The following is a 12,196-nucleotide window of genomic DNA, read 5'->3' on the forward strand; positions in this document are numbered from 1 at the left end:
GACCTAACAAAAACGACACCAAAAACTGGCATCAAAAAACCACACCCCAACACGGGGAGTCAGAGCATGGCAAAAAAACAACAAACAAAAACCACCAAACACACTATTGAGTTCTCAAACAACACGCACTGATCGTGTTTTTGCCCGTTTCGGGGCAACCCTGCCAGCTTAATACACATCCGGCTGGGAAGTCAAGCTCCGGTTCCGGCCAATTTTCGGGCTCTGGCCGTTGTCCCGGAGGACTGTTGCTACGAGCTTACCCTCTCGATCGCCGCACCCAAAACCGCCAGGTTCTCGACGAACAGCGGGTAGCCCCGATCGATGTGAAAAACGTCGTGGACCTCGGTTTCTCCGTCGGCGACCAGACCCGCGAGCACCAGGCCCGCGCCGGCCCGGATGTCCGAGGACCACACCGGAGCGCTGGAAAGCTGCGGAAGCCCACGCACCACGGCGTGGTGCCCGTCGGTCCGCGCATCGGCCCCCAGCCGGATCATCTCCTCGACGAAGCGGAACCGCGCCTCGAAGACGTTCTCGGTGATCATCGAGGTCCCGTCGGCGATCGCCGCCAGCCCGATCGCCATCGGCTGCAGGTCGGTCGGAAATCCCGGGAACGGCAACGTGGCGACGTTGACCGCCTTCGGGCGCTCGTACTGCACGACCCGGAAACCGTCGTCGGTCTGGGTCACCGTCGCTCCCACGTCGTGCAGTTTGTGCAGGACCAACTGCAGGTGGGCGGGATCCACTCCGGTGACCGAGATGTCGCCACGCGTCATCGCCGCGGCGATCCCCCAGGTCGCGGCGACGATCCGATCACCGATCACGCGGTGTTCGGTCGGATACAGCCGCGGCACGCCGGTGATGGTCATCGTCGACGAGCCCCCGCCCTCGACCTGTGCGCCCATCTGGTTGAGCATCGTGCACAGGTCCACCACGTCGGGCTCGCGCGCGGCGTTGTGGATGACCGTCACCCCGTCGGCCAGTACCGCGGCCATCAGGATGTTCTCCGTGGCACCCACCGACGGGAACTCCAATTGGATCTCGGCGCCGTGCAGCGAATCCGCCTCCGCCACCACGCACCCGTGCTCGATGTTGCAGGTGGCACCGAGCTGGCGCAGACCCGACTGGTGCATGTCCAGCGGCCGTGACCCGATCGCGTCGCCACCGGGCAGGGCCACCTTGGCGCGGCGGCACCGTCCGACCAACGGCCCCAGCACACACACCGAGGCGCGGAACTGCCGGACCGCGGCGAAGTCCGCGTCGTACTTGGGCTCGTCGGGGGAGGTGATGCGCACCACGTCGCCGTCGAGCTCGACCGTGGCGCCCAGACCACGCAGCACCTCGGCCATCAGCGGCACATCGAGGATGTCCGGACAGTTGGTGATGGTGGTGGTCCCCTCGGCAAGCAGACTCGCGGCCATCAGCTTCAACACGCTGTTCTTCGCGCCCCCGACGGCAACCTCGCCCGATAACCGGTTCCCGCCGGTCACCAGGAATCGCTCGCTCACCCGCGCAAGTTTAATGAGCGCGGCAGGCGGTGTCAGTTTCCCGGGCAGTCTCGCCGAATCTGTGTCCCTGGGACCCGGGTACGGTTTCACCATGGCAGTGCACCTGACACGCATTTACACCCGAACCGGCGACGACGGCACCACAGGGTTGAGCGACTTCTCCCGGGTGCCCAAGAACGACGCGCGGCTGGTCGCCTACGCCGACTGCGACGAGGCCAACGCGGCCATCGGAACGGCCATCGCGCTGGGGCAACCCGACGAGCGGCTGGCCACGGTCCTGCTGCAGATCCAGAACGACCTGTTCGATGCCGGCGCGGACCTGTCCACACCGGTGGTGGAGAACCCCGAGTATCCGCCGCTGCGAATCGGTCAGGACTACATCGACCGGCTGGAACGCTGGTGTGACGAGTTCAACGAGAACCTTCCGAAGCTGAACTCGTTCGTGCTGCCCGGGGGCACCGCGCTGTCGGCGCTGCTGCATGTCGCGCGCACCGTGGCCCGCCGGGCCGAACGCTCGGCGTGGCTGGCCCTGGAGACCCATCCCGGCTCGGTCAGCGTGCTGCCGGCCAAATATCTCAACCGGTTGTCGGATCTGCTGTTCATCCTGTCGCGGGTGGCCAACCCCGGCGGCGACGTGCTCTGGCAGCCCGGCGGACCCGAAGCCGACCGGCCAGAGAGCTAGATGCGCCGCCGCGACCGCGGATTCGGCCGCGATTCCAGCCAGGACAGGAACGCCGTCAGCGCACCGCGGTCCAGGGCCAGCTCGTAGCCGCAGCGCCGGTCCGGCCGCGGCAGGCCGGCGTCGCGCAACTCCAGGATGACGATCTGCTCGGTCATGATGTCGAATTCGTCGCCGCGCGGCGCCCGGCGCGACACGATGTCGATCCCCCGCCGGCTGAGCCGACGGTCCGGCCACAGCCGCACGCTGGACAACCGGTAGAACACCGCCTCGCCGCCTCGGTAGCGGATCACGCCGTGCCGCCAGCCGTGCCCACCGACGGCCGGGATGTCCCGCAGTATCGCGGCGGTCCCCCCCTGCCGCAGCTTCCACAGCCGGTAGCTCAACGCGAGCACCAGAACCAGCAGCACGCACACCAGCACGACCATGACGATCATGGGCGTGCGCATCAGCCCGCCGTCCTAGTCCAGCTGGCCCAGGGCGCGTAGCCGCGCCCGCCCCCTGGCCGCCGTCTCCGGATCATCGGACTCGGAGTCCGTCTTGGCCGCGTCGGCGTCGATCTCCGATTCGAACTCGGCCGACTCGGCCAGGATGATCACGCCCTCCTCGGTCACCGACAGGAAACCGCCGTCGACGGCGATCCGGAGATCGTCGTCGCCCTCACGCTCGACGCGCACCATGGCGTCATCGACCAGCTGGGCCACCAGCGGGATGTGCCGCGGCAGGATCCCGATCTCGCCTGCGGTGGTGCGGGTGAACAGGAACGTGGCCTTACCCGACCAGATCTTGCGCTCGACGGCGACGATGTCGACGTCCAGTTCAGCCACCACACACCACCTTCCGCGTCTGAACCGACATCACAGCTTGGCGCCGAGGCTCTCGGCCTTCTTGGCCAGATCGTCCAGGCCGCCGATCAGGAAGAACGCCTGCTCGGGCAGGTGATCGAACTCGCCCTTGGTGAGCTTGTCGAACGCCTCGATGGTCTCCTTCAGCGGAACCGTCGACCCCGGCTGCCCGGTGAACTGCTCGGCGGCCATCATGTTCTGGCTCAGGAACCGCTCGATGCGGCGGGCCCGGTACACCAGCAGCTTGTCCTCCTCGGAGAGTTCGTCGATACCGAGGATGGCGATGATGTCCTGGAGGTCCTTGTAGCGCTGCAGGATGCGGATGACCTCCTGGGCGACCCGGTAGTGCTCGTCGCCGACCACGCTCGGGTGCAGGATCGTCGAGCTGGAGGCCAGCGGGTCCACCGCCGGGAAGATGCCCTTGGAGAACACCGACCGGGAAAGCTCGGTGGTGGCGTCCAGGTGGGCGAAGGTCGTCGCCGGCGCCGGGTCGGTGTAGTCGTCGGCGGGCACGTACACGGCCTGCATCGACGTGATCGAGCGGCCACGGGTCGAGGTGATGCGCTCCTGGAGCTCACCCATCTCGTCGGCCAGCGTGGGCTGGTAGCCCACCGCCGAGGGCATGCGGCCCAGCAGCGTCGACACCTCGGAGCCGGCCTGGGTGAACCGGAAGATGTTGTCGATGAACAGCAGCACGTCCTGGCCCTGTTCGTCACGGAAGAACTCGGCCATGGTCAGGGCCGACAGCGCCACGCGCATACGGGTGCCCGGCGGCTCGTCCATCTGGCCGAACACCAGCGCGGTGTCCTTGAGCACGTTGGCGTCTGCGAGCTCCACCCACAGGTCGTTACCCTCACGGGTGCGCTCGCCGACGCCGGCGAACACCGAGGTACCGCCGAAGTTGCGGGCGATACGGTTGATCATCTCCTGGATGAGCACCGTCTTGCCCACGCCGGCACCGCCGAAGAGGGCGATCTTGCCGCCACGCACGTACGGGGTGAGCAGGTCGACGACCTTCAGGCCGGTCTCCAGCATCTCGGTGCGGGGTTCCAGGTCGGCGAAGGGCGGCGGCTTGCGGTGGATCGACCAGTGCTCGAAGTCCTTGCCGTAGCCCGGATCGTCGAGGCAGTCGCCCAGCGCGTTGAACACGTGGCCCTTCACGCCGTCGCCGACGGGCACCGAGATCGACGCGCCGGTGTCGGCGACCTCCACCCCGCGCACCAGGCCGTCGGTGGGCTGCATGGAGATGCAGCGCACCAGGTTGTCGCCGAGATGCTGGGCGACCTCGAGCGTGAGCGTCTTGGCGAGCTCGCCGTAGGTGATCTCGGCGTGCAGGGCGTTGAAGAGTTCGGGCACCGCGCCGCGGGGGAACTCGACGTCGACGACGGGGCCGGTGACGCGGACGACGCGTCCGGCCGAGTCCTTCTCGGCGGACTTCTTGGCTTCTGCGGGGGCAGTCATATCTTTCTCTGCTTTCCTGGCGGGGCTTGTCGTGGTGGGTTCGGCTAGCGCGTCGAGTCGGCCAGCGCGTTGGCGCCACCGACGATCTCGCTGATTTCCTGGGTGATCTGAGCCTGCCGCTCGCGGTTGGCCATCAGGGTCAGGGCTTTGATCAGGTCGTCGGCGTTGTCGCTGGCCGACTTCATGGCACGTCGGCGCGACGCCGACTCCGAGGCGGCGGCCTCCAGCAGCGCCGCGTAGACGCGGGTGGCCACGTAGCGCGGCAGCAGCTCCGCGAAGAGCGTCTCGGCGTCGGGCTCGAACGAGAACAGCGTGTGCGGCCCGGCCTGCTCCTCGCCGACGTACTCGACCACCATCGGGGCGATCCGGCGCGCCTCGGCGGTCTGCGAGAGCATCGACTTGAACTCGGTGAACACGATGTGCAGCTCGTCGACCCCGAGGATCCCGTCGGCGCCCGGGTCGTCGCCCTCGTCGTCGGCACCGGACAGGAACGCCTCCACCAGGGTGTCGGCGATCTGCTTGGCGTCCTCGTAGGTCGGCCGCTCGGAGAACCCGGTCCACGACTCGACGACCTTGCGGTTCCGGAAGCTGTAGTAGCCCAGAGCCTTGCGGCCGACGACGTACACCACCGGCGTCTTGCCCTCCTCACGCAACAGCGAGAAGAGCTCCTCGGCACGGCGCAGCACGTTGGCGTTGTAGGCACCGCACAGACCCCGGTCGGAGGAGACCACCAGGATCCCGGCCCGCCTGGGCTCCGCCCGCTCGACCAGCAGCGGATGGTCGAGCGCACTCGCCGAGGCGAGGTTGGTGAGCATGTTCGTGATCTCCGCGGAGTAGGGCCGGGCCGCTTCGACCCGGGCCTGCGCCTTGGCGATCCGCGACGTGGCGATCAGCTCCTGCGCCTTGGTGATCTTCTTGATCGACCCGGCGGAGCGGATGCGCCCGCGAAGCTCGCGAAGTGTTGCTGCCATCGGTTATCCAGGTTCTCCGGTCTGTCTCGTGCCTGTTTTCCTCGTGCTACTGGGTGCTACTTCTTCTTCGGCGGAGCCGGCTTCTTGACCTTCACCGACTCCTTCTCGACATCCCCGGGATCCATCGCCTCGGCGTGCTCGTCGGGGATCACCGAGCTGCCGTCGGTGGCCAGGAAGCCCTTCTTGAAGTCGTTGATCACCTCGACCAGCTTCTCCTCGGTCTGCTCGGAGAGCTTCTTGGAGTCGCGGATCTCGGAGAGGATGCTGTCGTGGCTGGCCTTGACGTGCTCGAGGAACTCCGCCTCGAACCGTGCGACGTCCTCGACGGGCACCGAGTCCAGGTGCCCCTTGGTGCCCAGGAAGATCGCCACGACCTGGTCCTCGACGGGCATCGGTGAGTACTGCGGTTGCTTGAGCAGCTCGACCAGCCGGGCACCGCGATCCAGCTGGGCCTTCGACGCCGCGTCCAGGTCGGAGGCGAAGGCGGCGAAGGCCTCCAGCTCGCGGTATTGCGACAGGTCCAGGCGCAGGCTGCCGGCCACCTCCTTCATGGCCTTGATCTGCGCGGCACCGCCGACGCGGGACACCGACACACCGACGTTGATGGCCGGCCGCACACCCTGGTTGAACAGGTCGGACTCCAGGAAGCACTGACCGTCGGTGATCGAGATGACGTTGGTGGGGATGAACGCCGAGATGTCGTTGGCCTTGGTCTCGATGATCGGCAGACCCGTCATCGACCCGCCGCCGAGCTCGTCGGACAGCTTCGCGCAGCGCTCCAGCAACCGGGAGTGCAGGTAGAACACGTCGCCGGGGAATGCCTCGCGGCCCGGCGGGCGGCGCAGCAGCAGCGAGATCGCACGGTAGGCGTCGGCCTGCTTGGACAGGTCGTCGAACACGATCAGCACGTGCTTGCCGTCGTACATCCAGTGCTGGCCGATGGCCGAACCGGTGTAGGGCGCCAGCCACTTGAAGCCCGCGGAATCCGAGGCCGGCGCGGCGACGATGGTGGTGTAGTCCATCGCGCCACCCTCCTCGAGGGCGCGCTTGACGCTGGCGATCGTGGTGCCCTTCTGGCCCACGGCCACGTACACGCAGCGGACCTGCTGGTTGGGATCGCCGGTCTCCCAGTTCTGGCGCTGGTTGAGGATGGTGTCCACACAGACGGCGGTCTTGCCCGTCTTGCGGTCGCCGATGATCAGCTGACGCTGGCCGCGACCGATCGGGGTCTGCGAGTCGACCGCCTTGATGCCGGTCTGCAGCGGCTCGGAGACGCCCTGGCGCTGCACCACCGACGGCGCCTGCAGTTCCAGCGCGCGCCGGGTGGTCGCCTTGATCTCGCCCTGCCCGTCGATCGGCTGGCCCAGCGGGTTGACCACGCGGCCCAGGAACTCGTCGCCGACCGGCACGGAGAGCACCTCGCCGGTGCGCTTGACCTGCTGGCCTTCTTCGATGTTCTCGAAGTCGCCCAGGATCACGGCGCCGACCTCGTGCTCGTCGAGGTTCAGGGCGACACCGAGCACGCCACCGGGGAACTCGAGCAGCTCCTGGGTCATCACCGAGGGCAGACCCTCGACGTGGGCGATACCGTCGCCGGCGTCGATAACGGTGCCGATCTCCTCGCGCTCGGAGTCCGAGGAGAACGAGGACACATAGTCCTCGATGGCCCCTTCGATATCAGCCGCCGAGATTGTCAACTCTGCCATGGCTTTTCGTCTTCCTGCCTTTGTGTTTCGTTAGTGCTCGAAGTTCGGTGGTGGGTCAGTCGGGTAGGCCCGCGCGGGCCGCGGCCAGCCGCGACGAGATGGACCCGTCGATGACCTCGTCACCGACGGCGATCAGCAGGCCGCCCAGCAGCTCGGGGTCGACGGTGAGCTGAATCGACACGGGGTGGCTGTAGATCCGGCTCAGGACCTCGGTCAGCCGCCCGCGCTGCGCGTCGGTGAGCTCGGCGGCCGCGGTCACCTCCGCGACCACTTCCCCACGCCGGGAGACGGCCAGCTCGGCGAGGTCGGCGACGGCCTCGTCGGCGCGGGCGCCGCGCAGCAGCCGGACGGTCTGCACGAGCAGCGCCGCGGCGTTGTCGTTGACCCCGTCGGCAGTGTCGAGGATCTTGGTCACCAGCGAGACCCGGCTGTCGGCCGGCACGGTGGTGTCGCCCAGCAGCCTCGCCAGCCGGGGTTCGGCGTCCAGCACGCGTCCGAAGCGGAAGAGCTGGTCTTCGACTTCCTCACCCTCGCCGGCCTTTTCGGCGCGCACCAGCAGCGCCAGCCGGGCGATGTGCTCCAGCGCCGTCACGAAGTTGGCCTCCACCGACCAGCGGTCCCCCGCGGCGGTCCGCAGGATCTGCAACGTCGGGGCGCTCACCTTGCCCTCGAACAGCGAGCCGACGAGCCGGTCCTTGGCGCCCGCGACTTCGCTGGGCTCGGCCAGGTACTTGATCAGAACGGGCTCGTCGATGAGGAACCGGGCCACCGAGGTCAGGTCGTCGGCGAGCGTGGTCAGACCCGCGGCGTCGAGGCCACCGGAGAGTTCGTCGAACTTCGCGACGAGGGTGGCCAGCGACTGCCGGCTGGCGGCACGCAGGTTGAGGTCCGCACCCGATTCGAGCACGGCCGGCGACGGGGACATCGCGTCGAGCTCGTCGAGGAAGCGGTCGACGGTCGCCGACCGCGCCGCCGGATCGTCGACGTGAGCGCGCACGATCTGCTCCGCGCGCTGCACCGATTCGGCACCCAGGCTGCCGCGCAGCTCACGGATGGTCTGCTGACGCAGCATCTCCACCTGTTGCACGCCCTGAGCCTTGATCCGCTCGGCCTCGGTCTGTGCCTGGTCGGACAGCTGCGCCGCGATCCGGCCGGCGTCGGCGCGGGCCTCGTCGACGACCTTGGCCGCCTCGGCCTTGGCGTCCTCGACGGCCTTGGCGTGGGTCTCGTCCGCACTGGCCAGCTTCTGCGCGGCGGCCTGGCTCTCGGCCAACGCCGCGCGCGCGGCCTCCTGCTGCGCCTGCATCATCGCCCGCACCGGCGGCGCCACGAACTTGACCACCAACCAGACGATGATGGCGAAGCCGACCAGGTTTGCAATCCATACCGCCATCAGCGGCTCCCCCCAGTGGCAGTCGAGGACGCGCCGTCCAGACCCAGGATCCGGTTGGCCAGCGTCGTCGACAGTGATTCGACCGAACGCTCCAGCTCCGTGGAGGCCGCCCCGCTGTTGCGGGACAGCTCGTCGCCGGCGGCCTGGAGCGTTTCGGCGACCTCGCCGCTCGCCGCGTCACGCGAGTGGTCGACGACGCTGCGGCCCTCGGCGCGCGCCTCGTCACGGATCGTCGAAGCCTGGCCGCGCGCGCCCGCCATCGCTTCGTCGAAGTCAACCTGCGCGGCCGCCATCTGCTCGGCCGCCAGGCGATTGTCTGCAGCCGTCTTGGCCAGCATGGCTTCCCGTTCTGCCAGCACCTTGCTGACCGGGGGCACGACCCATTTCCCGATCACGCCGAGCACGATCAGGAAGATCAGCAGGACGACGAAGAAGGTGCCGTTGGGCAGCAGGAAGTTACTGCTGCCTCCACCTTCTTCCGCCGCCAGGACGGTTGCGGTCAGTTCATCCATGTCGCCGAACTAGCCGCCGACGGGGGTGGCGAAAACGAACAGCGCCATGAACGCCAGGTTGATGAAGTACATGGCTTCCACCAGACCCACGGTGATGAAGAACGGCACGAACAGCCGGCCCTGTGCCTCCGGCTGCCGAGCGACGCCGTCGATCAGAGCGGCACCGGCAAGACCGTCACCGATGGCCGCACCGACGGCGCCGCCGCCGAGGAGAAGCCCACCGCCGATGAGCGCGCCGGCAGCGATTGTCGGATCCATTCATTTCCTCCTTGCTAGCTGGTAGGTGTCCTACCAGGTCTTGGGTTGAGCAGGTGTCGGGACGGTTGTATCAGTGCTCGGCGCCGTGGTCATCCAACTCCATCGACTGGCCGAAGTAGAGGATCGTCAGCAGCGCGAAGATGAAGGCCTGAATCGCGCCGATGAACAACTCGAACGCCTTCCACAGCGCATTCGGGCCCCACATCACATAGGCGGGGAACATCGCGATCAGACCGACCATGATGCCGCCGGCGAACACGTTGCCGAAAAGTCGCAGACCCAGCGAGATCGGCTTGGCCGCTTCTTCGACGAGGTTGATCGGCGCCAGGAACGCGACGTGGCCCTTGAGCAGTTTGACCGGGTGGCCCACGAAGCCGCGCCGCCAGATACCCGCGGCGTGGTAACAGATGAACACGAAGATCGCCAGGGACAGCGCGAAGTTGATGTCGGCGGCCGGCGGCTTGAGGAGCTCGTGCACCGCGCCCTCGGAGTCGGTGTACTGCCAGGGGAACACCGACAGCCAGTTCGCGATCAGGATGAAGGTGAACAGGGCCACCGCCAGCGGCAGGACGAACGGCGCGATGCGGATGCCGATCGACGACTCGATCTGGTTGCGCATCTGGATGGTGATGGCCTCCCAGAACAGCTGGATACCGCTGGGGACGCCGGTCGAGGTGACCTTCGCGCGCAGGACGAAGGCCAGCGCGATGACGATCACCCCGGCGATGGCCGTCGACAGGATCGTGTCGGTGTTGACCGTCATTCCGAACCAGGTGGCCGTCTCGTGGTGGCCGACCTCGAGAGCGAGGATGGTTTCAGAACTCACTGGTTGCCCTCTCTTCCGTCGGCGCCGCCGCGAGCCCCGCGTCGCAGCGCCTTCAGTACGGGAAGCGATGTCGACGCCACGAGCAGCATCTGGAACACCGCGACCCCGAACACCACGCCGAGCCCCTGCGGGCGGAACAGCCACGCGACCACAAGCGCGATAACGGTGATGATAAAGATCCGAATGCTGGAGTTGAGCGCCATCTGAGACTTCAGCGGATGCTCTTTGGCGGTGATCCGCGCGGCCGCGCGCCGCACGAGCAGAGCATTCACCAGACCCGTCGCCAGCCCGGCGACGAAGAACACCCCGAACATCACCGCGCCCAGCAGACTCGACGCGACCACCGCGATCGCGCCGAGGACGGCGCAGATGATCGAGAGCCGCACCGGCCGGAAGGCCAAGGCCGGAAACACCAACGGCGCGTCCTGCGCTGGCGTCGTCACTGATCCCACCTCGATATCCATTTGGGTCTCGCAGTCACAGAGCGTTGACCCTGAAATTTTCCTGTGCGTTCCCGCCGAGAGTAACGGAGGGCGTCGGGCGCGCTGGAATCACCCAAGGGGTAGCTCCTGTGTCGGTCAAACTGTCGGTCGTGGATCGGCACCGAGCGCTCCGCCGAATCCCGTCGGAAGCACCGCCAGAAAACGTCTGACTGTAGCGTCCGACGGAGGCGTCCGATGGAACGTCGATAGAGCGCCGTGCCGGGGGCCGGCAACCCGTGATTCTCGGGTTCTGCCAGAACCGTACCACATGGTAGAACGCCCAAAAGAGGGGCTACTACATTTCGTCGTACACCGGCCCGATCGGACGGTTCCGAGGCCGTGGATCACCTACCCGATCGGTCCCGGGGACGCCGCAGCAGCGGGATCAGGGTGACCACGACGGCGACCAGGATCGCGCCCAGCATCACCACCCCGGTGTGGCGGGGGTCGATGAAGATGGTGCTGGCCGCGCCGAAGGCGACGATGCCCACCCACAGGTAGATCAGCAGCACCACGCGGCGGTGCGAGTGACCGATCTGCAGCAGCCGGTGATGCAGATGCATCTTGTCCGGGCTGAACGGGCTGCGCCCGGCGCGGGTACGCCGCACGATGGCCAGCAGCATGTCCAGCGCCGGCACGAACATCACGGCGACCACCAGCAGGAACGGCGACAGCAGCGCGAAGACGTCACGGGCGCCGTAGGCGTTCTGACTGATCGGGCCGGCCGCGGTCGTGGAGGCCGCCGCCAGCATCAGGCCGATCAGCATCGACCCGGAGTCCCCCATGAAGATCCGCGCGCGGTGGAAGTTGTGCGGCAGGAAGCCCAGGCATGCCCCCGCCAGCACCACCGAGATGACCGCCGGCGGGTAGAACAACACGTCGCCGCCGTGGTCACGCAGCAGACCCATCGAGAAGGCGCAGATCGCCAGCGCGGTGATCAGCCCGAGCCCCGCCGCCAGGCCGTCGAGACCGTCGACGAAGTTCATCGCGTTGACGATGGACACCGTCAGCGCCAGCGTCAGCAGGATCGACGAGGTCTGGTCGAGCACGATGGTGCCGACCCCGCCGATCGGGATGTAGAGGACGCTCCAGGCCACCCCCATCGTGACCAGCACGCTGGCCGCGGTGATCTGGCCGGCGAACTTCGTCAGTGCGTCCAGCCCCCACTTGTCGTCGATCAGGCCGACCACCATGATCAGCCCGCCGGCGACCACCACCGCGGGCATCCCCGTGGAGTAGACGAAACCGCGGGTGAGCGCGGGCAGCTGGGAGGCGAGGAAGACCGCGGCGACCACGCCGACGTACATGGCCAGGCCGCCCATCCGGGGCGTCGGCTGCACGTGCACGTCGCGGTCGCGCGGATAGGCGACCGCGCCGAGCCGCGTCGCCAGCACCCGCACACCGCCGGTGCTGAAGTAGGTGATGATCGCGGCCGTCAGGCCCACCAGCGCCAGCTCGCGCAGGGGGACGCCGGCACCGCGGTCGGACAATGCGAGCAGGCCGTCGGCCAGGTAGTCAGCTCCGCTCAACACCGAATGAACCGTACTGCACCGAGCTG

At 67.6% G+C, this 12,196-nt stretch carries 13 protein-coding genes; 1 reads left to right on the top strand and 12 read right to left on the bottom strand.

Annotated elements, in window-relative coordinates:
• Nucleotides 1-248 precede the first annotated feature (248 nt).
• Nucleotides 249-1,505: a UDP-N-acetylglucosamine 1-carboxyvinyltransferase gene (murA, locus tag CSR00_RS23275; protein ID WP_099024791.1), complete on the bottom strand. Its 1,257-nt coding sequence runs from the start codon at nt 1,503-1,505 to the stop codon at nt 249-251.
• Nucleotides 1,506-1,596: 91 nt separating this feature from the next.
• On the opposite strand from murA, the gene CSR00_RS23280 reads away from it, so the two are divergent.
• Nucleotides 1,597-2,187 carry a cob(I)yrinic acid a,c-diamide adenosyltransferase gene (locus CSR00_RS23280; RefSeq protein WP_099024811.1) on the top strand — a complete coding sequence of 197 codons (591 nt, stop codon included), beginning with the start codon at nt 1,597-1,599 and terminating at the stop codon, nt 2,185-2,187.
• Here the strand turns inward: CSR00_RS23280 and CSR00_RS23285 are convergent.
• The 11 genes from CSR00_RS23285 to CSR00_RS23335 all read right to left on the bottom strand — a co-directional run bounded on the left by CSR00_RS23285 (nt 2,184) and on the right by CSR00_RS23335 (nt 12,170).
• The gene (locus tag CSR00_RS23285) at nt 2,184-2,633 is read right to left on the bottom strand and encodes a DUF2550 domain-containing protein (protein WP_099024792.1); all 450 of its coding nucleotides are present in this window, start codon (nt 2,631-2,633) and stop codon (nt 2,184-2,186) included. The genes CSR00_RS23280 and CSR00_RS23285 overlap by 4 nt on opposite strands.
• Before the next feature lie 12 nt (nt 2,634-2,645).
• Nucleotides 2,646-3,011: a F0F1 ATP synthase subunit epsilon gene (locus CSR00_RS23290; protein ID WP_099024812.1), complete on the bottom strand. Its 366-nt coding sequence runs from the start codon at nt 3,009-3,011 to the stop codon at nt 2,646-2,648.
• A 30-nt stretch (nt 3,012-3,041) separates the two neighbouring features.
• Nucleotides 3,042-4,490 (bottom strand): F0F1 ATP synthase subunit beta, encoded by a 1,449-nt coding sequence (gene atpD, locus CSR00_RS23295; RefSeq protein ID WP_099024793.1) that lies wholly within the window; start codon nt 4,488-4,490, stop codon nt 3,042-3,044.
• 44 nt (nt 4,491-4,534) lie between these two features.
• The gene (locus tag CSR00_RS23300; protein ID WP_099024794.1) at nt 4,535-5,461 is read right to left on the bottom strand and encodes a F0F1 ATP synthase subunit gamma; all 927 of its coding nucleotides are present in this window, start codon (nt 5,459-5,461) and stop codon (nt 4,535-4,537) included.
• 56 nt (nt 5,462-5,517) lie between these two features.
• Nucleotides 5,518-7,167 carry a F0F1 ATP synthase subunit alpha gene (gene atpA, locus CSR00_RS23305; protein ID WP_099024795.1) on the bottom strand — a complete coding sequence of 550 codons (1,650 nt, stop codon included), beginning with the start codon at nt 7,165-7,167 and terminating at the stop codon, nt 5,518-5,520.
• A gap of 55 nt (nt 7,168-7,222) precedes the next feature.
• Nucleotides 7,223-8,560, bottom strand: coding sequence for a F0F1 ATP synthase subunit B/delta (locus CSR00_RS23310; protein WP_099024796.1), 1,338 nt, complete (start codon nt 8,558-8,560; stop codon nt 7,223-7,225).
• On the bottom strand, nt 8,560-9,072 hold the full coding sequence (locus CSR00_RS23315; protein ID WP_099024797.1) for a F0F1 ATP synthase subunit B: 513 nt from the start codon (nt 9,070-9,072) through the stop codon (nt 8,560-8,562). The genes CSR00_RS23310 and CSR00_RS23315 overlap by 1 nt, the downstream gene beginning before the upstream one ends.
• Before the next feature lie 9 nt (nt 9,073-9,081).
• Complete coding sequence (locus CSR00_RS23320; RefSeq protein ID WP_099024798.1) at nt 9,082-9,330, bottom strand: F0F1 ATP synthase subunit C; 249 nt, start codon at nt 9,328-9,330, stop codon at nt 9,082-9,084.
• Nucleotides 9,331-9,400: 70 nt separating this feature from the next.
• Complete coding sequence (atpB, locus tag CSR00_RS23325; protein WP_245906444.1) at nt 9,401-10,093, bottom strand: F0F1 ATP synthase subunit A; 693 nt, start codon at nt 10,091-10,093, stop codon at nt 9,401-9,403.
• A gap of 59 nt (nt 10,094-10,152) precedes the next feature.
• Nucleotides 10,153-10,599, bottom strand: a complete 447-nt coding sequence (locus CSR00_RS23330) for an ATP synthase subunit I (RefSeq protein ID WP_099024814.1) — start codon at nt 10,597-10,599, stop codon at nt 10,153-10,155.
• Between the two features lie 383 nt (nt 10,600-10,982).
• Complete coding sequence (locus CSR00_RS23335; protein WP_176562216.1) at nt 10,983-12,170, bottom strand: glycosyltransferase family 4 protein; 1,188 nt, start codon at nt 12,168-12,170, stop codon at nt 10,983-10,985.
• Nucleotides 12,171-12,196 lie beyond the last annotated feature (26 nt).

Source organism: Mycolicibacterium palauense, assembly GCF_002592005.1.
GTDB classification, from domain to species: domain Bacteria; phylum Actinomycetota; class Actinomycetes; order Mycobacteriales; family Mycobacteriaceae; genus Mycobacterium; species Mycobacterium palauense.